The organism is Pseudomonas alliivorans (genome assembly GCF_017826695.1).
In the GTDB taxonomy this organism is placed as follows: domain Bacteria; phylum Pseudomonadota; class Gammaproteobacteria; order Pseudomonadales; family Pseudomonadaceae; genus Aquipseudomonas; species Aquipseudomonas alliivorans.
On the sequence record NZ_JAFFZW010000011.1, the window covers coordinates 17,412 to 41,304 of the forward strand.

18 protein-coding genes are annotated in these 23,893 nt (G+C 59.8%); 7 read left to right on the top strand and 11 right to left on the bottom strand.

The annotated features are described in order from the left end of the window. Positions 1-32 precede the first annotated feature (32 nt). The 3 genes from JTJ32_RS22690 to JTJ32_RS22700 all read right to left on the bottom strand — a co-directional run bounded on the left by JTJ32_RS22690 (position 33) and on the right by JTJ32_RS22700 (position 3,412). A complete protein-coding gene (locus JTJ32_RS22690) occupies positions 33-1,709 on the bottom strand; it encodes a ShlB/FhaC/HecB family hemolysin secretion/activation protein (RefSeq protein WP_236059412.1) in 1,677 nt (558 codons plus the stop codon). A gap of 172 nt (positions 1,710-1,881) precedes the next feature. Next, positions 1,882-2,658, bottom strand: a complete 777-nt coding sequence (locus tag JTJ32_RS22695) for a thioesterase family protein (RefSeq protein ID WP_210043356.1) — start codon at positions 2,656-2,658, stop codon at positions 1,882-1,884. Positions 2,659-2,785: 127 nt separating this feature from the next. Next, positions 2,786-3,412: a glutathione S-transferase gene (locus tag JTJ32_RS22700; RefSeq protein WP_210043357.1), complete on the bottom strand. Its 627-nt coding sequence runs from the start codon at positions 3,410-3,412 to the stop codon at positions 2,786-2,788. Between the two features lie 147 nt (positions 3,413-3,559). Between JTJ32_RS22700 and mapR the strand changes: the two genes are divergently transcribed. Beyond that, positions 3,560-4,969, top strand: a complete 1,410-nt coding sequence (gene mapR / locus JTJ32_RS22705) for a GntR family transcriptional regulator MpaR (RefSeq protein ID WP_210043358.1) — start codon at positions 3,560-3,562, stop codon at positions 4,967-4,969. Between the two features lie 151 nt (positions 4,970-5,120). Here mapR and JTJ32_RS22710 read toward each other — a convergent pair whose 3' ends face one another. The 4 genes from JTJ32_RS22710 to JTJ32_RS22725 are packed head-to-tail and all read right to left on the bottom strand — an operon-like array spanning position 5,121 to position 11,692. Next, a complete protein-coding gene (locus JTJ32_RS22710; RefSeq protein WP_210043359.1) occupies positions 5,121-8,207 on the bottom strand; it encodes an efflux RND transporter permease subunit in 3,087 nt (1,028 codons plus the stop codon). Further along, positions 8,204-9,304, bottom strand: coding sequence for an efflux RND transporter periplasmic adaptor subunit (locus JTJ32_RS22715; RefSeq protein ID WP_236059408.1), 1,101 nt, complete (start codon positions 9,302-9,304; stop codon positions 8,204-8,206). The genes JTJ32_RS22710 and JTJ32_RS22715 overlap by 4 nt, the downstream gene beginning before the upstream one ends. A gap of 49 nt (positions 9,305-9,353) precedes the next feature. Then, positions 9,354-10,187, bottom strand: a complete 834-nt coding sequence (locus JTJ32_RS22720) for a MipA/OmpV family protein (RefSeq protein ID WP_099226639.1) — start codon at positions 10,185-10,187, stop codon at positions 9,354-9,356. After that, on the bottom strand, positions 10,184-11,692 hold the full coding sequence (locus tag JTJ32_RS22725; RefSeq protein ID WP_210043361.1) for an efflux transporter outer membrane subunit: 1,509 nt from the start codon (positions 11,690-11,692) through the stop codon (positions 10,184-10,186). Before JTJ32_RS22725 ends, JTJ32_RS22720 begins: the two co-directional genes overlap by 4 nt. Positions 11,693-11,790: 98 nt before the next feature. Here JTJ32_RS22725 and JTJ32_RS22730 point away from each other — a divergent pair, with 98 nt between their 5' ends. Next, on the top strand, positions 11,791-12,480 hold the full coding sequence (locus JTJ32_RS22730; RefSeq protein ID WP_184322988.1) for a response regulator: 690 nt from the start codon (positions 11,791-11,793) through the stop codon (positions 12,478-12,480). Positions 12,481-12,485: 5 nt separating this feature from the next. After that, positions 12,486-13,661 carry a sensor histidine kinase gene (locus JTJ32_RS22735; RefSeq protein ID WP_099226636.1) on the top strand — a complete coding sequence of 392 codons (1,176 nt, stop codon included), beginning with the start codon at positions 12,486-12,488 and terminating at the stop codon, positions 13,659-13,661. A 9-nt stretch (positions 13,662-13,670) separates the two neighbouring features. Here JTJ32_RS22735 and JTJ32_RS22740 read toward each other — a convergent pair whose 3' ends face one another. Continuing rightward, positions 13,671-14,912 (bottom strand): M20/M25/M40 family metallo-hydrolase, encoded by a 1,242-nt coding sequence (locus JTJ32_RS22740; protein ID WP_210043363.1) that lies wholly within the window; start codon positions 14,910-14,912, stop codon positions 13,671-13,673. 249 nt (positions 14,913-15,161) lie between these two features. On the opposite strand from JTJ32_RS22740, the gene JTJ32_RS22745 reads away from it, so the two are divergent. Together JTJ32_RS22745 and JTJ32_RS22750 are read left to right on the top strand one after the other, a co-directional pair. Next, entirely contained in the window at positions 15,162-16,835 is a 1,674-nt protein-coding gene (locus JTJ32_RS22745) for an AMP-binding protein (protein WP_210043365.1), read from the top strand. A gap of 168 nt (positions 16,836-17,003) precedes the next feature. Beyond that, the gene (locus JTJ32_RS22750; protein ID WP_210043366.1) at positions 17,004-17,876 is read left to right on the top strand and encodes a glycoside hydrolase family protein; all 873 of its coding nucleotides are present in this window, start codon (positions 17,004-17,006) and stop codon (positions 17,874-17,876) included. Positions 17,877-17,890: 14 nt separating this feature from the next. Here JTJ32_RS22750 and JTJ32_RS22755 read toward each other — a convergent pair whose 3' ends face one another. Then, complete coding sequence (locus tag JTJ32_RS22755) at positions 17,891-18,226, bottom strand: hypothetical protein (RefSeq protein WP_099226632.1); 336 nt, start codon at positions 18,224-18,226, stop codon at positions 17,891-17,893. A gap of 568 nt (positions 18,227-18,794) precedes the next feature. Here JTJ32_RS22755 and JTJ32_RS22760 point away from each other — a divergent pair. Both JTJ32_RS22760 and JTJ32_RS22765 read left to right on the top strand, forming a co-directional pair. Next, a complete protein-coding gene (locus tag JTJ32_RS22760; RefSeq protein WP_210043464.1) occupies positions 18,795-19,037 on the top strand; it encodes a hypothetical protein in 243 nt (80 codons plus the stop codon). Continuing rightward, complete coding sequence (locus tag JTJ32_RS22765; RefSeq protein WP_210043367.1) at positions 19,034-21,760, top strand: beta-glucosidase; 2,727 nt, start codon at positions 19,034-19,036, stop codon at positions 21,758-21,760. The genes JTJ32_RS22760 and JTJ32_RS22765 overlap by 4 nt, the downstream gene beginning before the upstream one ends. 15 nt (positions 21,761-21,775) lie before the next feature. On the opposite strand, the gene JTJ32_RS22770 is transcribed toward JTJ32_RS22765, so the two are convergent. Beyond that, entirely contained in the window at positions 21,776-22,426 is a 651-nt protein-coding gene (locus JTJ32_RS22770; RefSeq protein WP_210043368.1) for a TetR/AcrR family transcriptional regulator, read from the bottom strand. A 32-nt stretch (positions 22,427-22,458) separates the two neighbouring features. Next, positions 22,459-23,820, bottom strand: coding sequence for an MATE family efflux transporter (locus tag JTJ32_RS22775; RefSeq protein WP_210043369.1), 1,362 nt, complete (start codon positions 23,818-23,820; stop codon positions 22,459-22,461). Positions 23,821-23,893: the final 73 nt, after the last annotated feature.

Sequence of the window (23,893 nt, forward strand, 5' to 3'; positions counted from 1 at the left end):
ACCTCGAAACGGGAAAGATGAAAAAGGCTGGGTTACAGGAAGAAATCCACGCGGACGTAGATCGGCGATTCGCGCTCAATCACATCGGGACGTTCCAGGGAGCGGGCAAAGGTCACCGACGCGGCGACATGCTGGCCACGGGTAAACAGTTCCAACGAATGGCTGGACAGGCGGCCATGCTGGTCGCCGTTATAACGGTCGCCTCGGATCACGCCCTGGTCGTAACCCGCCGCGGCACCATACTCGGCGAAGACCGGCCGCATCCAGTCGAGGGTGACCGGACGAGTCAGACGCACTTCGTTGCGCCAGTAGCCACCGCTGTCGCCTGACAGAAACTGGTCCTTGTAACCGCGTACCGACGACGAGCCACCCAGGCTCTGGCGCTGCGGACTGAACAGCACATCTTCACTGCGCTGTCCGGTGGCCAGGCTGGTGAACGTCAGCTTTTCGCCCCATAACTGAAACGGCTGCAGGTAGCTGAGGGTGCCGGTGTATTTGCGGTAGCGCGCATCGGCTTCGCCCGGACCCGGGTCGTGACTGCCCTGAGCATCCAGGGCGCCAATGCCGTGCTGCATGCCCAGGTCGATGTTGAGAAACGCCGAGCCTATCCGGCGTCCGTGGTTGATGCCGAACTGCGCCTCAGTGATACGGTTGCTGCTGAGCGCCAGCTTGCTGTCTTCTACATAATTGTTCGTGCGCAGGTACGCCAGACCGGCATTGAGCGACGTCTTGCTCAGCGCGTCACGGTGCACGACCCGCTCAGCCCTGAACTGATGGTTCTGACTGTCGCCGTCCTGCTTGAAGTCGATATTGGACGCCTGGGCCACCGAGCGATATTCACTGGTGCTGTACAGGTAACTGAAAGTCCACCAGCCCCAGGGCATGCTGTACGACAGCGAGGCATTGCGAGAAGCTTTCTGGCGATCGCTGATCGCATCGTGTCCGCCGCGCAGGCTGAACTGATCGGCCAGGCCCAGCGGGTTGTCCCACTCGAGCCCGGCGTTCCATTGCTGCTCACCGGTACTGCGCTGACCTTCGTTGGTACGCGACAGGTTTGCTCGCCAAGGCTTTTGCGGCGTGTTCTTGACCACCACATCGCTGCCACCGACCGCCTCGCCAGGTGTCAGTTCCATCTGCGCCTGATTGGACGGCAGGCGGTTGAGCTGATCGACCATCTGCTCGATCTCGCGCAGGTTGACCATCTCGCCTTCCTGACCTGGAAAGGTCATGGCCAGCTCACGCGCCGACAGGCCGCTGTCGGCAGCGCCACGCAGGTTCTCGAGTTTGCCTTCAATCACCAGCACCTGCAGATCGCCCTTGGACAGATCCTGCTGCGGCAGATACGCCCGCGTCGTCACCAGACCTTTTTCGATGTAGTGATCGGTGATGACCTTGAGCAGCTCGTTGAGCTGGGGTACGCCCAGGCATTGCCCGATATAAGGCTGGATCAGCTTGTCGCGCTCAGCGGCTGAAAGCGAATCCGCGCCCTTGAGTTCGATGCGATTGATCGTGAAACAGCGTGTATCGGCAGGCGCGACCGGAGCAGCAGGCTCCGCCTGCTTGCCCGGCAGATCCTTGAGGTCTTCGAGACGGCGGCGCTGCTCTTCAAGCAGGCGATCCTGACGATCTCGGATGAGGTCCTGCTCGCCGGGTGTGGTGGCGGCTAAAACAGACAGCGGCGCGGCAGCCAACAGCGCCAGCACGGCCAATCTTGAAGCGAAAAGATACACGACGCGTCCCTGCGATATCACATTGATATTAAATTCGGGCGCGATATTAGTTCGCCATTATGATGACGTCAAATAATTGTACAACTTTGTACAAAATCTTATCACCGAGGTCAAAGGAGCCCCCCGAGGCACTGAAACGAACAGGATTTAGCTACGCAAAAATCGCAACCGTCTGCCGCCCCCTCAGCACCAATTCTCCGCGTTCACTCCAGATTTCCATGTCCTGAAACGAATAGCCGTCAGCCGACACATGGCTTGAGGCTTTGAGCAAAAACCACTGATCCGGTGCAGGCGCGTTGACGATATCCAGTGTCCAGGTGATTGTGCTGAGCGGGACGTGTGTTGTCAGGGTGGTGATGGATGCCGGGGGCAGCGCGTCCGCCAGTGCCATGAGCGCCACCATTGGATCGATGCCTTGTGCATCCTCATGCCTGACCCACATCAGCAGTTCGGGCTCGGCGGCGCCGGAGAAAGGCAAGGTGCCACCGGCAGGTCGTTTCTGGAAGTTGTGGACGCAATTGGGGGCGTGTGGTCCTGCATCCCACACTGGATAATCGTCGGGTCGGCCGACGGCGGGTCGCTGTGAATAATCGTGAAGAATCCGGCTGTCACGCGAAGCGGCAAACACCATGGTCATGTGCAGCGCCAGCCGCGCTGATGAAAAGCAGTCGGTGGTCATCACCGTGACTGACTTTCCCTGACGCAACACGGTTGGCTTGAAGGTCTGCTCAAGCATGGCAGGACCGACGAAGGTGATCTGGGCAGATTTCAGCGGCGGCAGCTCGGGACCGCCCGCCTGTATCGCCGTATGCAACGCGAGCGCGGCTGTCAGTCCGCCATAAACCGTTCTGCCTTGCAGCCAGTTTTCGGGGGCGTTGAAGGGTGTGGAGGGGTCGAAGCTCTGGAATATCTGTGCAAGTGAAGTCATTGTCTTCTCCTGAATCACATCAATCGGGATCAACACAGCACAAACGCCCAATGAGGGTGGTGTCGAGCTTACCTGAACAGGCTGAACGAACGCTGAACACACCCTTCCCCAGATTCAACGTCACACCTCAAGGCCAGTGGCGCTGAACTACTGTATCAACGACGGGATGAGCATCGATCTGCAGCAGAGAAGCATGAAATGTCGGTCGCGAACCATGCAGGTCGTCACGCGCCCCGCTCCACCGGCTTGCGATGCTGGCGAGGATCTCGACCGCGCCGGGTGCTTGAGGATGCCAACTTCCCGGCTGGGTGAACAGATCGCTGAACATCTGCCAGTGCCAGTAAAGGCGCAACTGCGCGCCGGCCTCCAGCTTCCTGTGAGTCTTTTGGTCACTGTCGGGTAACCAGCGCTCCGGGAAGTCGATAATGGCGCTGGGCACGTAGCAGTTGGTGGCGATATAGACCAGCGCCCGGAGCGCCTGTGATCGCTCGGACGCTGCACGCGGCAGAAGGCCGGCTGCCGGGAACTCAAGCCCCAGGTGAATCAGGATTGCCGCACTCTCTGTCACGACGGTGCCGTCGGGCAGCACCAGAACAGGCACTTGCATCAGGGGATTGACCTGTTTCAACGCTTCCCTGCCCGGCCCATCTTCCCAAGCGTGATCGTCGACCAGCGTGTAGGGTGTTGCGCAAAGCTCAAGCGCGACCTCAATGGCTGCCGAACCGCAGCCCCTGGCACCGTAGAGCGTGTACATGGCTGATATTCCTTACAAAGAAGTTCAAGCCTAGCTGACATCAGAAAGCTGTGCAGACCCGCTCGGCGACCAGATCAAACGCTCGAAGCGTTGTGGCAACAACCCGCTTTCACGCATCATGCAACCGCCCTCTTCTCGATGCCTTCCATGAAACGCTACGAAAAATTCGCCGCCGACATCGCTGAAATGATCCGCAGCGGGATTCTGCCACCCGGCGAAAAAGTCCCGTCCGTGCGTGTGGCGAGCCGCACGTATTCGGTCAGTCCGACGACGGTTTTCAAGGCTTATTATTTGCTGGAAGACAAAGGACTCATTCAAGCGCGTGCCCGTTCGGGCTATTACGTGCGCGAGTACGGCCCGCAGACCATGACCGAGCCCGAGTTGGTCAGGCATGTCAGTGAAGGGACCGAGGTCAGTGTCAGCAACCTGATATTTTCGGTGCTGGCGTCGCTCAAGGACCCGGACACCGTTCCATTCGGCTCGGCGTTTCCCAGCCCTTATCTCTATCCGTTGCCACGACTGGCGAAATCCATGGGCATCGCCGCAAGAGCGCTGACCCCGGCCACCATCATCAATGACATGACCACGGGAAACGCTGAGCTGCGTCGGCAGATTGCGTTGCGCTACATGATCAGCGGTGTACGCCTGCCGGCACACGAACTGGTGATCACCAACGGCGCCATGGAAGCGTTGAACCTGTGCCTGCAATGCGTCACCGAGCCCGGCGATCTGGTTGCCATCGAAGCGCCTGCCTTTTATGCGTGCCTGCAGGTTCTGGAACGCCTGAAGCTCAAAGCCGTGGAAATCCCGGTGCATCCCCGTGACGGCGTGGACCTGGATTCGCTGCATGACAGCCTGAGCCGATTGCCGATCAAGGCCTGCTGGTTCATGAGCAGTTTTCAGAATCCGCTGGGGGCCAGCCTGACGCCGGAAAAGAGGACCCGGCTGTATGAGCTGCTGGACACTCACGACGTCCCGTTGATCGAGGACGATGTGTATGCCGAGTTGTATTACGGAACCACCGCGCCGCAGCCGGTCAAGAGCCTGGATCGCAGCGGCCGCGTCATGCACTGCGGCTCGTTTGCCAAGACGCTTGCGCCAGGCTACCGGGTTGGATGGGTAGCGGGCGGACGCTATACCGAGCAGATCAATCGCCTGAAACTCATGACCACGATTTCACCCTCGGTCCCCGCGCAGGCGGCGATTGCCGACTATCTCAACCATGGCGGCTATGACCGACATCTGCGCAAGTTGCGCGATACGCTGGAAATTCAACAAGGCGCCATGCTTGCCGCAGCGGCTCGCTACTTTCCGACGGGCACTCGCGTCACGAAACCGGCCGGCGGGTACTTTCTGTGGTTCGAGTTTCCCGAACAGGTGGATTCGCTTCGGTTGTTTCAGCAAGCCCTGGCGCAAGGCATCAGCCTGGCACCGGGACCGATCTTTTCGCCCTCGCAGCGGTTTCGTAATTGCGCACGCCTGAACCACGGCAGCCCCTGGGATGACCGCTGCGAGCAGGCCATGGCGACGCTGGGCAAGATTCTCGCCTCATTCTGACCTCGCCCCCGAAACTGATCCCTGTTTTTTTATGCTTTCTGAATCTGTACCAGAATTTGCCAGCGCCCGATAATTGCCCTGCGATCCACACCGATCAACGAAGAGGTTCTCATGGGCAAGATGGCACTGGGTTTACTGGCATTTCTGGCATTCACGATTGCAGTCGGCCTGCTCGGGACGATACCGCCTTCGTGAGGCCGGAACTGTCAAACCTGCCGAACAACAGCCAGTAAAGGGTGGGTATCAGGCCCAGGGTCACCAGCGTTCCCAAGGCCAGCCCGCCCATGATGGTGATTGCCATGCCTTCCCACAGCGGACCGGCAAACAGCATCAATGGAACCAGGCCGATGATGCAGGTCAGCTTGGTCATGACGATGGGACGTAATCGTTTCACGGCGGCGTTGACGACCGCTTCGCGCACCGACAACCCTTCCTGGCGCTCCACATCGATACGCTCCAGTAGCAGCACGGCGTTATTGACAATGATGCCTGCCAGCGACAAGAGGCCGAATGTGGCCATGAAGCCAAATGGATAGCCGGTGAGCAGCAAGGCTGACGCAGCACCGATCAGCACGAAGGGTACGCTGGCAATCACGATCAGCAGTTTGCGAAACGAATTGAATTGCCAGACGAACAGCAACAGCATCCCCACCAGTGCATGGGGCATGTATTGCAGCAACGCCTGATTGGCATCGGCAGAATCTTCGATTTCACCGCCCAACTCGATGCGATAACCAGGCGGCAGATCGATTGCCGCCACTTTCGAAGCCAGACGCTCAACGATGGTAGTCGCGGTCAACGACGGATTGTGTCCAATCACTGTAATTGCACGCTCCATGTTTCTGCGCAGCAGCGTGGACGCTTCGGATCGGGGTTGCTGTGTGGCGATTGCCGACAGTGGTACAGGCCCCGAGCCCGAGGCCGGATAGATGAACGTGCTGTCCAGATCGCTACCGGAAACCTTGCCATCGGATGCCTCACGGGCGACCAGCGCTACCGTTGTTTCGCCGTCTTGCATCGATGACACGGCCAGCCCGCCGTTGCGCAACTGCAGCGCCTGAGCGATGTCCTGACTGCTGACGCCTGCCAGCCGCGCTTTATACGGATCCACCCTTACCTCATAACGCAGCAGGCGATTACACCAGTCATTCTGAACGTCGACAGTGCCGGGCAACGCCGACAGCGCGTCCTCAAGCTGACCGGCCGCCTGACGCAACACCTTCTCGTCAGGCCCGATGATTCGGTAGATCGCGACACCGGCCTCGGTGGTGCCCATGGAAAAACGCTTGGGTTGCGCCTGGACTTCCGGATGTTGTTGCAACAGAAAGCGCCGGGTTCTGGCGATCACCGCGTCCACGTCGGCGCCTTCTCGCACGCTGACCGTGAAGTAGGCGATATCCGGGGCTGGCAACGGTGGATTGAGGCCCAACACAATCCTCGGCCCACCGTCGGCGACATAGCCGATACTGTCAACCACGTCGCCGTCACTGCTCAGCCACTGACTGATATCGCGCACGGTCTGCAAGGTCGCCGTTGCGCTGCTGCCGGGCTGCATCGTCAGCGGAATCTGGAACTGCAACCGGTCGGACTTGGGTAGAAAGTCATAGGGTACGTGGATCAGCACCACAACCGCACCTGCCAGCAATCCGAGCATGCTGCCAAGAAACAGGAAAGGATGGTTGAGCAGTTGCTCGATGACCTTGCGATAGCCCCGGTACAGCCCTGATGCGTATTCGTCGGACGCTGGTGCGTTCTCGTGAACAGTCGGTGTTTTGGCGAAGTAAAAACACAGCAGCGGCGTCACCGTGATGCTCAGCAGCCAGGAGCTGATCAACGTGGTTGCCAGGACGACGGCCAGCGAACGCAGGTATTCATTGGTGCTGGTCTGGCCAAGAAAGAACGGCGAGAACGCCAGCACGATCACCAGCGACGAGGTCAGCAACGGAATCGCCAGCGTGCGCCCCGCTTCCCCACAGGCCTGACGTCGATCCTCACCGGCATGCAGCCGTCGCTCGATGTCCTCGGCAATCACGATGCCGTTGTCCACCAGCAGCCCGAGGGCGAGAATGATCGCTGCAATTGAAACAGTCTGCAGCTCAAGCCCCAGCGAGCGCATCACGATGAGCGTGGCCAGGATAGTCAGTGGCACGATAGCCCCCACCACCAGCCCCGTGCGCCAGCCCAGAAACACCATCACCACACACATGACGATCACCACGGTTTCGCCCATGACGTGGTACATCTTGCTCATCTCGTGCTGCACCACATCGGATTGAAACGTCACGATGTGCAGGGCAAAGCCTTCCGGCAACTGCTGCTCAAGTTCTCCCAGACGTGCACGCAGCGCTTTTCCGAAGGCCTGTACATTAAGCCCTGACTGCATCGATACCGCGAGCACCACCGCCGGCTGACCCTGATAGATGGCGGCCGTTTCAGGCGGATCGACCGGTGCCACCGCCACCTTCGCCAGCGCTTGCAGCGGCACCCGTTCGCCATTCGCCAACTGCACGGGAAACTGCCGCAGTTGCTCCAGAGAAAGAAGTTCGCCACTCACCGACAGTGTGGTGTTTTGTTCGCCCACAATCGGATTGCCGCCCAACGCAATTGCATTCTGGCCTTGCAACTGTTGCAGCACCTGCTGCGGCGCAACACCGGAGGCACCCAGCGTCTGATGGTCGAAATCAAGGTAGATGCGCTCATCCTGCAGGCCATATAGCTCGACCTGATCGACCCCGTGCAGATCATACAATTGATTACGAAGACGTTTGATCGGCCCGCGCATCTCACTCATGCTGAAACCGGACGCCGTGACAGCGACCGATGCCACGGCGACACGGCCGAAATCATCGTCCACCAGTGGTCCCTGCGTGCCAGGCGGAAAGCTTCCGCCCAGTTCACCGACCTTGGCCCTGAGTCGCTGCCACAGAGCGGCGAGGTCCTTGACGCTGTCGTAGGCGGTGACCTGAACGATTACACGGCCCGGTTTGATGGTCGTGACCACGTCCTTGATCTCGGCCAGCTCTCGAATCTTGTCCTCCAGCGGCCGTGCCAGCAGTTCCTCGGCACGCTCGACAGGCAAACCGGGCAGCGCAACACTGACCAGTGCGTCCCGCACCGTGACGGAAGGTTCTTCCTGCGACGGAAAACCCAGAAAGGTCATGGCGCCAGCGATCAGAATCAGGCCGGCGGCGAACAGAGTCAGGCGACTGGCACCCATGGCGCTACGCGTAATGTTCATGGGATGCTCTCAGTCAGACGGGTTGTGGGGTGGAACAGGCTGACGGTCTGTCCGTCCCGCAGAAAAGCGGCTCCGGCGGTCACCACTCGCTCTCCCGCTGACAGCCCCTCGGTCACCACCGCGCGTCCTTCCCTGATCGCACCCAGCGCAATGGTTCTGATCGCGACGGTCCCGGAGGGTTGATAGATAAATACCTGGGCACTGCGCTTACCCATGCCCATCCATAACGCTTGCACCGGTATCGACAAGGGCTGCGCACTTGGATTCGGGGTCATCTGCACCAGCAATGTGACGCCGCTGGCAACCGATTCAGAAGGATCAGCCAGACGAAACAGGCAGGTGCGCACCAGTCCGTCCTCGGCGCGTGGCGAGATCCCTTCAAGCACCAGATCAAACCCGGGAGGCGAGCCGGTCGTGTTCCAGGCATGCGCCGGATCACCCACTTTCAACTGACTGGCCTGCTCAACCGGCACCGCTACGACGACTTGCTGCCGACTGCGTGACTCGACCTGCAGCACAACCTGCCCGGAAGCGAGCAGCGTGTGCCGCTCGGCCCGACGCGCCACGACTTGTCCTGCGAACGGTGCGATCAACTGACTGCGCTCGACCTCCCTGCGTGCCAGCGCCACCTCCGACTGAGCTCGCCGTTGCTCGGCCACAGCCTGTCCGTTAGCGGCCTGCGCCGCCTCGGCAACACTTTGGGCAACACTGCCAGCGGCCAGCAGACTTTTCTGACGTTGATAGTTGAGCGCGCGCTCGGCAGCCTGGGCGTTGGCAGCACTCAGGCTGGCCTGAGCCTGCTGGAGATGCAAGGCAGCGGGCTGGCGGTCGAGCGCCGCAAGCACCTGGCCCTTTTCGAAGGCATCGCCGATGTCGACCGTCAACTCGGCGAGCGTGCCCGCCGACTCGAACGCCAGACTGGCGCTGTCACGCTGGCGAACGACGCCAGCAAAACGGACACCCTCGCTCACTCCGGCCTGCACAGTTTCGACCTTGACGGCTCGCACCGCCGGCGCCTCGGCAGCCGGCTTGTCGCCGCAGCCGCTGACCATCAAGGCAAACAGGACAGGACCACAACCTTGTGCGAGGCATCTCATGAAACCGGGCGATGTAACGGAATGAAATCGCATGGCAGGCCTCTGGCCGTCAAAAGGCATAGTTCAATGCGAGCAGGCCGCTCGCTTCGGCATCGGTCTCGACCAGCGGGCTGCCTCGGGTCTGATCGGTGTAATGCGTGACGCCGACGCTGGTGACCGTCGACCAGTGCTCATCGAAGCTGTGTTGCCAACTGAGTGCTGCGGAGTACGCATAGATGCCGCTGTCTGCCGTGAATCGGGAGAAGCCGGTGCGCGAGCTCTGGATCGGACTTACACCAAAATAGGTCTGGTTGTAACGACCGTCCCCGGCATGCGCGTCGATATCGACGGCCACCGTGTCCGACTGGCTGTGATAGGCAATGCCCTCGAAACCCAGGCGGTAGCGATTGCCCCGCTTCTCGCCCGCCAGCCGCAACTCGGCTTCACCGCTGAGCGTCAGCCAGGGCAAAAGCTGCTGGGAAAGCATGAGGTCAGCGACCGTGGCGCCCTCAACCGTGCCCATGCCCTTGAGCTCGTTGGAGCCCGGGCGGCTGGCGCTGTTTTTCTCGGTCCGGCCGAAGTCGTAGTTGAGCGCGGCACTGGCACCGAAACCCGAAGCTGACTGGTATTGCAGCCCCAGTCCTCTGAGGCTGTCAGCGAACAGTATGCCGCTCTGTACGGTGAACATCGGCAGCACCTGACTGCGGTATTCATCTGCGCCCATGTAACGCGGCACCACACCCATGCCCAGTCCCAGATTGACATTGACCTTATCGCCCAGCAGCGATGAACCGGAGGCGGCATCGTCGGCGCATGCCTGACCGGCCAGCGCCACAGCAGCAGTGGCGATCAATAATTTGAACAGCAAGGGACGTGACGGGGTGTAGGTGTTCATGACGTTCATGGGGCAACTCCAGATTGAGTCAGGGAGGAAGAAGTGACAGGTTCCGCGCCGTGCAGGACGCGATAGAGGTCCAGGCGGTTTTGCTGCAGATCGTTGAGGGACTTGCGAAAGGTCGCGTCGGCCTGGGCCATTCGAATGACTGAAACCAGCGGCGCGCTGCGATCCGCATTGCCCGCTTCCAGTTCGAAGGTCATACGCTGGACCTTTTCCTGGACCAGCGCGACACGCTTGACCTCATCGCGCACGTGATCCAGCGCTTGCTGGCGGCGTGTCAGCACATCGGCCATTTCGCGAAACGCGGTCTGAATGGTTTTCTCGTATTCGGCCACCGCGATCTGTTTGCGCACCTGCGCCACGTCCAGGTTGGCGCGATTGCGTCCGCCGTCGAACAGCGGCAGGTTCAACTGCGGACTGAACAGCCATGCACCGCTGCCGTGACTGAACAGCCTGCTCAGGCTGTCGCTCTGCACGCCGATTCCGGTGCTGAGCGTGATGGACGGAAAAAAGGCCGCACGGGCTGCGCCGATGTTTGCATTGCTGGCCTTCAACGCCTCTTCTCGCTGACGCACATCGAAGCGCTCCAGCAGACGTTCGGATGGCAGATTCGCCAGCCATGCGGGCGTATCGGTCGCAGTTACCTGCGGCGGCGCAGGGTCCGGAGTCATGACCGGCAACGGTGCCGAATAGCCGGTCAGCAACAGCAGGGACTGTGAGGTGCGTGAATGATCACTGACAGCGTCCTGCAGTTGCTGCTGCGCGGTCAGGACATCCAGGCGCTGCAGAGCGACATCGTCAAGCGAAATGGCACCCGCACGTTGCTGCCCTTCGAGCAATCCGCGCAACATGATGCGAGAGTCACTGATCCTCTGTGCATCGACCCGCAAGGCGGCCGCCATGCGCTCGTCGAGCCAGGCCTGCGCCACTTCGGCAATCAGGGCGCTGCGTGCGGCCTGCTGACCGCAGGTGGTGGCGAGGTAGTCGTGTCGCGCAGCGTCGGACAGGCTGCGCAGGCGGCCGAAGAAATCCAGCTCGTAATTGGAGATGCCTAACGACGCAATCGAAATGTCCTGACCGTAGCGTTCATCGGCGGCCTTGTTGTCGAAATGCTGGCGGTCACGCTCAAGCCCCGCGGCCACCGTCGCAAAGCGCTCTGAGTCGCTCACGCCACGCATCGCCCTGGCTTCCTCGACGCGTAGCCCGGCGATACGAAAATCACGATTGAACGCCAGTGCCGAGAGCACCAGCGTGCGCAGATCACCTCTCGGATCCAGCTCGGCAGTCAGGCTTTCTTCGTCAGGTGTCAGCAGCGTTGCTGCGGGTTTGAGTTCGACTGAAGAAACGCTGGATGACGCAGTGGCCGGCACGGGCAACGCGGGCCGCTGGTAGTCAGGAGCCGCCAGTGAGCATCCCGAAACGCTCAACACCATCAGCCACCCCGTACACCACCACAGTGAGCGATGCCGGGAAACGCGGATAGGCTTGGACAGCAGCGTGAGAGTGGGCATAGGATCTGTTCGCGACAGTGGGGTCTGAACGCAATCCTGAACGTCGACTATCAATAAACCGTTCGTGAATTATCAAGATTTGATCAAGAGGCGGCCCTGTGTCAGGAAAACGTATTCTGGTTGTCGAAGACGATGCCGACAGCGCCAGCATTCTGGAGGCCTACCTGCTACGGGACGGCTTCATCGTCGGCCTCGCGGAAAACGGCCAGCGCGGTATCGATATGCATCGGCAATGGAAGCCCGATCTGGTGCTGCTGGATGTGATGTTGCCGCTGGTCAGCGGTACCGATGTGCTGTCGACAATCAGGCGTTGCAGCGATACGCCAGTGATCATGGTCACCGCCATGGGTGATGAACCGGAAAAGCTCGGTGCACTGCGCTACGGCGCAGACGATTACGTGGTCAAGCCGTATAACCCCAAGGAAGTGGTGGCACGGGTGCACGCCGTTCTGCGCCGTGCGCAACCGGCCGGCAATGCTGAGCGGCAGTTGAGCCACAAAGACCTGGTGGTCGATCTCGAAGCGTTCACGGCCCGCATTCAACGACGGGAACATGACGACATACTGCTGGACCTCACCCCCACTGAATTCAAGATTCTCTCTACGCTGCTGAAAACCCCGTCCAAGGCGTTCACTCGTGAGGAACTGCTCGAAATCTGCCTGCCTGAAAGCGAAGCGCTGGCGCGAGTGGTGGATGCTCACGTGCATAACCTGCGCCGCAAGCTGGAACTCCACGGCATCGACAACGTACTGGTGACAGTGCGTTCCGTCGGCTATCGGTTCAGGTGACCGGCATGCCAGATCGACTTCGCTCCAAGGCAAGACCGCTGTGGCACTGGGTCGGGATGCGCATGAGCATGCTGGCGATCGGAGCGGTCATCGTGATCGCATTCTGCATGTGGCTGCACGTCACGGTAACCGACTGGATCACGCTGCACGCCATCCCCGAGAACGTTCGCATGGAGCTGCAGCAGTTGCAGGCAGAACCGGCCCTCAACATTTCCAGACTTCGTGAGCTGTTCGTGCAGTACTACCCGACCGACTACATGCTGCCGGGCATCGCCAATCAGGAGTGGTGGCTGCTGGCAGGCCTGGTCGGGGTGGCAATCCCCGTCATCATCTTTCTCGGCTTCCTGTTCTCACGTCCCCTGTCGAGCCAGTTTTCCCTGATCGCCAAGGGCGCACGTCAGGTGGCGCGAGGCGATTTCAAGACGCGGTTACCCACCATCGATCACGGTCCGGACGAGCTGCAATCACTGGTGCGCGACTTCAATACCATGACTACCCAGCTCGAACGTTACGAGCTGGAAGTGAGTGAATCCAGTGCCATGATCGCCCACGAACTTCGCACCCCCCTCAACGCTGCAATGGGCCGTGTGCAGGGTATGATCGATGAGGTTTTCCCAAGCGATCTCGCGCAACTGAAAATGGTCAGCCGACAGCTCAACCAGTTGAATACGCTGGTCAATGACCTGCATCTGCTGTCACTCGCCAGCGCAGGACAGCTCGTCTTGAACAAGACTTCCTTCTCGCTGGAAAAACTTGTCACCGAACGTCTGGACTGGTTTGCCACGCAGCTTCAGCAGGCAGGCATCGAGGTGGCGCTGGACATACCGTCCGCGTTGAAACTGAGCGCGGACCGGGACCGAATCGGTCAGGTTGTGAACATTCTGGTCGACAATGTGTTGCGCTACTCGGCACAGGGCGGCGAACTGCACATCACGGCGAGGACCATCGGCGGGCAGGTGGAACTGGCGTTTGCAGACAGAGGGCCGGGGTTTGGCGAGGACAATCTTGAACAGGTGTTCGACCGTTTCTGGCGCGCCGAGCGTTCCAGGGCCCGCTACTCGGGCGGCAGCGGGCTGGGACTTTCCATCGCGCGGGCCATCTGTCTTGAGCACGCTGCAGTCATCAGCGCGCAGAACAGACCGGGCGGCGGATCGGTGATCCGCCTGATGATCCCGGTCTGAACCAGAGGATTACTGCGCCCCGGCGACCTTCATGATCATCCGCGACAGCAGATAGATACGCGGCGCGACGCTTGCGACCTCTGCGTATTCCTCAGGTGTATGAATATTGCCGCCGACGATGCCGAAACCGTCCAGTGTTGGTGTACCCACGCTGGCTGACAAACTCGAGTCCGCCGCCCCGCCGCTGCCTTCGATGGTCAGCGTGCGCCCCAGCTCGCCATAGATGCCCTGCGCCATGGCTACCAATGCATCGGACTGCGGCGTCTGCGGCATGGGTGGCAGGCCACGTACCAGACGGGTCTTGACCTCGGTGTCAGGGATGAGTCTATTGGCGGACACCTTGGCCATGTCCTGCTCGATGCGATCAAACTCTTCTGGCAATACCGCACGCACATCAGCCTTGGCGCTGGCCTGATCGGGTATCACGTTGGTGCGGTCACCCGCCTTGAGAACGGTGAAGTTGATGGTGGTCTTCTTCTCCTCGTCGCCCAGCTTGCCCAGTTGCAGAATCTGATGGGCAACCTCGCTGGCCGCGTTGCGTCCCAACTCCGGTGCAACGCCCGCGTGGGACGCCTTGCCCTTGACCTCCACAAGCGCTGTGGCAACCCCTTTGCGCCACACCACCAGCCCGTCGGCCGGACGACCGGGTTCCAGATTGAGGGTCACGTCATGGGCCTTGGCGGTCTTCTTGATCAGCTCGGTGCCGACCGTCGAACCGATTTCCTCGCTGGCGTCGAGCAGTACCGTAATCTGCGCGTAATCCTTGAAGTTGAGGTTCTGCAGCACTTTCAGCGCGTAGATTGCCGTCACGATTCCGCCCTTGTCGTCCATCACACCGGGGCCATAAGCGCGGCCATCCTTGATGTGGAAGGGTCGCTCGGCCGCGGTGCCCTCCTTGAACACCGTGTCCATGTGCGCCATCAACAGAATCTTCGCCTTGCCAGTGCCTTTGATCGTGGCCAGCACATGATTGCTGGCCTCAGGCGTATTGGGAACCCGTTCGATGGTGGCGCCGAGCTTTTTCAGTTCTTCGATGGCGATGTCGCTGACCTGACCGAGTCCCTGTGTGTAACCGGAACCTGAATCGATGTTCACCAGTCGCTCCAGCAGCTTCAAGGCCTCGTCCTGATATTGCTCGGCATCGGCCTGAATCTTCTGATGGGGCTCGGCCATGGCAAGCGGAGTGAGGGCAGCAAGCACGAAGACCAGTCCGAGCCGAGTCGCCAGGGGTGAGCGGGAAAACAAGCGCATGCGCAATCCATCCATGAGAGTGATTGAAAAAGTTTTCAAGAACCTACCTCAAGCCGGCGCGTCGGAACAGGCATTCATGAAACCGGATCAGGCAATCATCGGCAGAAACGGCGCTGTAATCTGCTGATAAGGTCACCCAGCGATGCCGGCCGGGAGGAACTGGACAGCGTTTCGCCATGACGTTAACGTAAGCGGCAACCTTCACTCGCAGTCATCACATCTCAACAATAAAAAGATCGAGGATGCGACATGCTGAGCTACTCCGCTGGATTGAAACACCCGCCCCTGCTTGAACAAACGATCGGCAGCGCCCTGTCCGAAGCCGTAAACCGCTGGCCGGAGCAGGACGCGCTGATCGTACCGTTCCAGAGCGTTCGCTATAGCTGGCGCGACCTTGGGCGTGAAGTCGATACCGTGGCCCGCGCCCTGCTCGCTCTGGGTATCGAAAAGGGTCAGCGGATCGGCATCTGGGCACCGAATTGCGCACAGTGGTGCATCACACAACTGGCCAGCGCGAAGGTCGGTGCAGTGCTGGTCAACGTCAACCCGGCCTATCGCACCTCGGAACTGACCTACGCATTGCAACGTTCAGGCTGTTCGTGGCTGGTGACAGCAGACCGCTTCAAGGACTCGGATTATCACGCCATGCTTGGCCAACTCGTTCCGCAATTGTTGAACCTGACGCCTGAAACCTGGAGCAGCCAGGACCTGCCGGACCTGCGCGGCGTGATCAGCCTGGCCGACAATCCGCCGCCCGGCATGCTGGCGTGGGGGGCGCTTCACTCGCTGGCTGAATCGACGCCTCCGGACGCCCTCGAACTGCGCGCTGCCAGCCTGGAGGTGAACGACCCCATCAACATCCAGTACACCTCGGGCACCACCGGTTTTCCAAAAGGCGCCACGCTGAGTCATCGCAACATCCTCAACAACGGTTACATGGTGGGCTACAACCTGGGGCTCGGCTCCGGGGATCGGCTGGTCATTCCAGTGCCGCTTTACCACTGCTTCGGTATGGTGATGGGCAACCTCGCCTGCCTGACCCATGGCGCGACGATGATCTATCCGGCGCCGTCGTTCGAACCTCTGGCGACACTCGAGGCGGTCGCCAGCGAGCGGGCGACGTTCCTGTATGGCGTGCCGACCATGTTCATCAAGGAACTCGATCTTCCCGAACGACAGACTCTGGACCTTTCCAGCCTCAAGGGCGGAATCATGGCAGGCAGCATCTGCCCCATCGAGGTGATGCGTCAGGTCATCGACCAGATGCACATGAGCGGTGTGCAGATCGCCTACGGCATGACCGAAACCAGCCCGGTTTCCCTGCAGACGGCCAATGACGACCCGCTGGAATTACGCGTGACCAGCGTTGGCCGCACTCAGCCGCATCTGGAACACAAGGTGATAGACGCTGATGGAAACACGCTGGAGCGCGGTCAGGTCGGTGAACTCTGCACCCGTGGCTACAGCGTCATGCTGGGTTACTGGCAGGATGCCGAAGCCACCGCCAGAGACATCGATGCCGCGGGCTGGATGCACACCGGTGACCTGGTGCAAATGGACGCTGACGGCTACGTGACCATCGTAGGCCGCAGCAAAGACATGATCATTCGCGGTGGCGAGAACATTTATCCGCGTGAGATCGAAGAACTGCTGTTACAACACAACGACGTCGCCGAGGCCTATGTCGTCGGCATCCCCTGTGATCGCTATGGCGAGGACCTGGTGGCCTGGGTCAGGCTGCATCCCGGTCACACCTGTGAAGAACCGATGCTTCGCGATTTCTTTCGCGCCCGCGTTGCGCATTTCAAGGTGCCACGGCACTTTTTCTTCGTCGACGAATTCCCCATGACGGTCACCGGCAAGGTGCAGAAATTTCGCCTGCGGGAGATCAGCGTGGAGCGTTTGAATCAGGCCCGTGACTGACGCGCAGAGACATTGATCAACGATTGGGGTAACGTCCGGGCTTGTCACCCAATCGTTGTAATGGCTGGAAACAGACATTCGGGAAAGCAACCACAACACCTATAACGCCCATCTCGCACGAAAGGGACTGCCAGATCATCAGCCATTGATTCCAGGGATGTTCGAATCATGATCTTGAGAAAGGCCCTTGAAAGACGCTATGCACTGATCGTCCTGACCCTGCTGCTGAGCGTACTCTCCGAGTCCGCTTGGACGGCCACCAAAAGTACGAAGCGCGGCGTCGCCTATGACGTGGCGTCGTCAGCGGACCTGAGCGCTTTGTCGACTGGCGTGAGCTGGTGGTACAACTGGAGCCCCAGGCCGCATGATCGTCTGGCCTCCTATGACTACGCAGGGCAGTACAACGTCGATTTCGTACCAATGGTCTGGAATGCCAATCTCGATGACGGTCAGTTGAAGCTCTATCTGCTGGCGCACCCCGGCATTCGTTATCTGCTGGTCATCAACGAACCCAATCTGGTCGATCAGGCCAACATGACACCCCAGGCCGTCGCGCAGTTGTGGCCACGCCTGGAGCAGATATCGGCCCAGACCGGGGTCAAACTGGTCGGTCCTGCGATGAACTGGGGAACCATGGCTGGCTACGGTGACCCGGTGGCCTGGCTTGACGCGTTTTATGCAGCCTATGCGTCAGCGCATCAGGGACGCGACCCGCAGATCGATTACCTGGCCTTTCACTGGTACGACTACGGCCTCTCCAGCATGCTTGACCGCCTGTCCAGATACGGCAAACCGTTCTGGGTGACAGAGTTCGCCAACTGGCACACGCTCGATGACGGACTGCAGATCGATTCGCTGGAAAAACAGAAGCAGCAGATGGCCGAGATGGTCGCGATACTGGAGCGACGCACGGATGTGTTCAGGTACGCCTGGTTCACCGGGCGAATGACGCCGGATCCGCATTTTTCGAGCCTGCTGGATGTCGAGGGAAGGCTGACGGAGCTGGGTCAGTATTACCTCTCGCTGCCGTACAACGAATGAACGACGGGTTCGGGTCAGCCGAAGCAGCGACTTCTGGCTGACGGCGCTTCACGCTCATCCAGTGAGGCGGCACCTACATCGCTCAGGCCGCTGATGAGGTGCTGCGTGTAAGGAAAGGACGGATCGACTTCCAGCACTCTTTCCGAGATCAGCAACCCTTCACTTGCCAGCACATTGACCGCCAGCACGCACTCGATGAGGGGGCAGACACGTGGAGAACGCTTGAGCAGTTCCATGTAGATCTGGCCGAAGGTGAGCCTTCGCGTGCGATCCGGGCTCAGGCGCCTGACAACGCTCAACAGGGCGACATCGATTCGTTCGGATTCACTTTTAAAACTGTCGGACGTCATGTCGGAACACACACTGTTTCAGGCGGGCGAAAAACCCAGAATTACATTGAAAATATTAAACACACGCGTGCAAAAACCGTTTCGGACAGGCAGTTATTATTAACCACTGACAATAACCACCGCATTGAAATGCGCAATAAATTGGCAAAACCCGTATAAATAACCTTGACCGGAACGCCTGCAAAACATCTGCAACTCTGACTGGATGCACATGGTACCAGATCACTAAACCTAACCACAGCTAGGTTTAGCAAATTGGTTATTTATAGCCGTAAATACTTATATCCGGCAATTTAAAACCATAAAATAATATATTTTTACTTAAATAGTTCATTTTTACCTGCTTCACCATGATTTCCTCCCCTCCGGGCCATCGTCAAAAACCCAAAATCTGACGCATAGCCATGTGCCATTATTTAATAAAACCGGCTGATCAAATACTTTATAAAACAGCTGAACTTTCAGCGCACTTTCCGGACTTAACGTTCGGCTGACAGGTATGTCGCTTTTTACCGTTCATTGATCCCCCTTGAAACCATCCATCGAGATGCCATTGATGACCAGAACCATGCTGCCTGTTTTTGGCGCTGTACTTTTGTGCGCGCAAAGTTTCTCCGCCCTGGCGGCGGAAACAACTTCCACTGCGAAAAGCGGAACTTCCGACGCGCAAGTCAGGTTGCAGATCGAGTCTCGACGCGACCAGATTTCCGGCGCAGACAAGATCACCGCTCCCGCGCAGAAAGGCGCCTCGACCCTGCTCGATGAACCTGTGAAAACCGATGACGCTCCCGCTCAGGAGCAACGCCCATGACCCCCTCCACCCTTCAGCCGTCGCCTGCACTGTCGTTCATCAGACAGACGCTGAGCCTGAGCCTGCTGGCCTTCGGCATCATGCAGGCCAATCTTGCGCTGGCCGCTGTCACGCCCGCCACCGGCAATGAAGTCGAAGCGCGGGTCAGCTCGATTCTCGACAACATGAACACGTCGGAAAAGATCAACTTCACCCGCGTCAATGACGGGCACATGATCCCGTCGCTGCTCAAGTGGGGCATCAAGGGCACGGTTGCCTACGACTCATCCATGGGCGTGCATGTCAACAATGCCACCTTCGGCGCGCAATACCCTTCGCAATCTGCGCTGGCGGCGACCTGGAGCATCAACCGCGCCAAGGAGTTCGGACAGGCGATTGCCTACGAGACCCGTATTTCCGGCGGTCAGCAGATGCTGTCGCCTGGTGCGAATCTTTACCGCACACCATTCAACGGACGGTCGGCCGAGTACGTGAGCGGTGAAGATCCGTTCCTGGGCGCGGTGCTGGCACCGGCGATCGTCAACGGCATTCAGGTGCAGGGCATTCAGGCGAGCGGCAAGCACTACCTGGCCAACGAGCAGGAAGCCAACCGTCAGGCACTCAACGTGAACGTCGATGAACGTACCCTGCGCGAGCTGTACCTGCCGGGCTTCGAATCGATGGTCAAGAACGCCAACGTCGCGTCGATCATGTGTGGCTTCAACAAGATCAACGGCGACTACGCCTGTGAAAACCATCACCTGATCACCGAAGTGCTCAAAGGCGAATGGGGTTACCAGGGTACGGTCATCAGCGACTTCAACGCCATTCATGACGCGTTCAAAGGCGCGTGGGCCGGCACCGATATCGATATGCCGTCCGGCCTGCAATTCACCGAAGCCAACCTGCTGCCCTACCTGTGGAGCGGTCAACTGACCCAGAACGTCATCGATGACAAGGTCAAGCGCAACCTGCGCGCCATCGTCAGCTACGACTTCCAGGAAAACCTCAACACCGCCAAGACCCTGGACCATCCCGAGTACGGCATGCGTGCGGCGCTGAACACTGCGCGTGAATCCATCGTCCTGCTGCGCAACGAAAACACCGCTGCGGGCAAACCGCTGCTGCCACTGGCGCGGACCGCGAAGATTGCCGTGATCGGCAACTGGGCACACGAGGCCCCTGCTTCGCCTTTCGGCACCGCCAACTCGCCACCCAACAGCTACGTGACAGAACTGAGCGGCCTGCAGCAACTGGCGTCCAGCAGCGCCAATGTGACCTACCTTCCGGAACTGAGCCTGAACCCGGCCAGCTCGGCCTGGTTTCAGCCTGCAACCGGCAATAACGGGATCAGCAATTCCGGGGTCAAGGCCGAGTACTTCGCCAACACGACGTTCTCCGGTGACCCTGCGCTGACCCGGGTCGAGCCAGGTGTGAATCTGAACTGGACCACCGGCACCAACATCACCGACGCAGGCACCACCGCCGTTTCCGGTTTCAGTCCTTCACCCGGCTCGTTCTCGGCGCGTTTCACGTCGGTCATCAAGCCAACGGTTTCCGGCCCGCAGGTCTTCAAGGTGCGTGCGGATGGCCCGTACAAGCTATGGGTCAACGACGAACTGGTCGTGGAAAGCGACGGCGTTCCGTACTCGTCCGACGTGGTCAACGCACTGACCACTTCCGGCAAGACCGCCGCATTGACAGCAGGCAAGTCCTACAGCGTGAAGCTTGAATACAAGCGCGTGCAGGGCAACTTCATTCCGGCCCTTGGTGGCGTCACTGGCGTGCAGATGAGCTGGGCGTCGCTGCGACCGCCCAAGGATCTGTCGAAATACGATGCGGTGGTTGTTGCCACTGGCACCACCTATGAAAACGAAGGCGAAGGCTCCGACCACGGTTTCGACCTGCCGGACCAACAGGCCGAGCTGGTCAGCTACGTCACGAAAGCCAACCCCAACACCATCGTCGTGATGCATGGCGGCGGCGTGGCCAACATGCAGCCGTGGGCCAACAAGGTCGGCGCAACGCTGCAAGCCTGGTTCCCCGGCCAGCAAGGCGGTCAGGCGCTTGCGGAGATTCTGTTCGGCAAGGTCAACCCGTCGGGCAAGCTGCCGATCACCATCGACAAGAAGATCGAAGACAACCCCAGCTACGCGTCGTATCCGGATCCGGCCGCTTACCGTGGTGACAAGGCCCTGACTGAAATGACCTACAGCGAAGGCCTTTACATGGGTTATCGCGGTTATGACAAGAAGCACGCCAAGCCGCTCTACCCGTTCGGCTACGGCCTGTCCTACACCACATTCAGCTACGGCGACCTCACGCTGTCGACCAATGTGCTGACCCCAGGCTCCACCATCGACGTGAAATTCACCCTGACCAACACCGGTGACAAGGCCGGTTTCGAAGTTGCGCAGCTTTACGTGCAGCCAGTGAAACCCGCCGTCGATCGTCCGGAAAAAGAACTCAAGGGCTTCACCAAGGTGTACCTGCAGCCGGGCGAGAGCAAGACCGTCAGCATCCCGATAGACTCGCGTTCGCTGGCTTACTACGTCGACAAGACGGCAAGCTGGGATGTGGATGCGGGCAAGTACAAGATTCTGGTCGGCGCGGATTCGGAGAACCTGACGCTCAACCGGACCCTGATCACCCTGTACCCGGAAAAACTGACGACCCGCGACAGCAACCCGCTGCCAGTACCCCTGCGCAAGGCCGTGCAGGTGTCGGCTTCACAGAAATACTGATGTCAGCGTCAAGGCTCATGGACGAGCCTTGATGTCCCTTCCCAATCGCTGCGCGTAAATGTCGAAGACCGCCATCACGTCCACTTCTTCAGGGCACCTGAGCCACTGAATCTGCAGGCCGTCCATGACCGAGAAGATCTCCTGGGCCAGAGCTTGCACGTCGATGTCCGCACGAATCTCCCCCGCGTCTTTCAATGCGTTCAAGTGGCCGCGCGCGTGCTGATGGGTCAGATGAAAGCGTTCGTTGTGCCAGGCCCAGGCCGGATGTTCAGGCGACAGGCTTTCGGTATTCATCAGCAAGGCCGCCTGACACTCTGCGGCGTCCTCGATGCTGAAACTCATGCTCAGTTTGATGAATTTGATAAAGCCTTCGAGCGTCAGCTCGGTGACCAGGTCCTGAAATCTGGACACTACCCGCTGATCGCGGCGCTCCAGCAGCGCATTGAGCAACGCCTCCTTGTTGGGGAAATGGTGCAGCAACCCTACCGTGGTGATACCTGCAAGCGTTGCGACGTCACGCATCGAAGCGCTCGAATAGCCATTGCGAGCGAAGACGAGTGTCGCCGCATCCAGCAAGGCCTTTCTGCGCATGTCACCCTTGGGTGCGCGGCGGCGTTTGGGCTGCACGATCTCTTCGGATTCATTCCCTGAGTCTTCAACTGACATAAAACCTGATAACACCTTGAGCCGATGCGTCTTCAATATTTCCCAGTGCCTGAAGCCTGGGCCCTTCGCATGAAAAACCGTTTTGCGGTCACTGATGCAGTGACGATGGAGATCGAGGCGATCACGGCATTACCGGCAAACATCCCCGGCACCGCACCGCTGCCGCCGAACCAGTGAGCCCCGACATACACGAACGGCACAGTGCCCAGCGTCGCGCGCAGCCAGGCGAAAACCGCCACCAGCCATGACCGGTTCATGGTCATGAATACCGCGATGGCGACGAAGTCCAGGCCAATGATCACCCAGAGCCCGCCACCCAGACGGCAATAATTCAAAAAGACCGCGCGAACCTCGCCTTCCAACTGATAGATATCCGCGATAGTACCGCTGAACACCAGCAGCGCCAGCCAGACCGCCAATCCGTAGCCGACCACCAGCCTGCGGGTAAACACGATGGCCGAACGAACCCGGTCGTCCTGTTGTGCCCCGATATTCTGCCCCAGTATCGGCGCCAACGCGCCGGGCAGCGCGAAAAAGGCACAGTAGGAAAATTGCAGCACGCGATCCATCACGCTCATGGCCGCCAGCGCCGAGGTGCCGAACGCTGACAGCGAGGCGACCAGATAGGCCAGTCCGACCGGCGTCGCCAGATTGGCGGCCATGGCTGGCAGCGCCAGCTTGAAGGTCCGGCCTGCGTGATTGCGCAGCCGTTTCAGGTTGCGGGAGAACGTCAGGCCGATTCGCCTGCGCACCCAGTACACGCCCAGGCAGGCCGACACACAACCGGACAGCGCGAACGCCAGCCCCGCACCTTCCAGCCCCAGACCAAGCCCGAAGATAAAGAACGGATCCGCCACCGCAAGCGTCGCGGCGCCTGACAGCACCACACCCAGCGCACGGCGGTTATCGCCCGCCGTCCTGAGCATTTGCGCGGCCATCTGCATCACGGCCTGCAAAACCGTCGCGGGCAACGCCAGCCGGATAAACCCGCGCGCCGCCTCGTAAACCGTTGCCTCAGCACCCAGCCAGTGGGTAATCGGCACCATCAGGACCAGTTGCAGCACCGCTGCAACACCGGACACCACAATGATCATCAGCATCAGGCTGGCGCAGAGCCGCGCCACCGATTTCGTCACCCGATGACCGATGCGCGCCGACAACACCGCCGTGGCCGCGATGATGAAACCGCTGGCCAGCGACATGTTGATGAACATCATCACCTTGGCGATACCAACCGCCGCCAGCAACACCGGGTCGTGCAGCATGGAAACGTAGACCAGCGTGAGGATGTCGACCAGAAACACGGCGAACAGACTCAAGGCGCTGGTGCTGGCCGTGACCATGACGTGTCGTGACACGGGACCTTCGGTAAATATCGCGCTGGCTGCAGCCATTACGCTCCCCTGAACGGACTGGGGCTGAGCGTTTCAGGCGAAGGCTCAGCGAGGCGGCGATTCCATTCGGGTT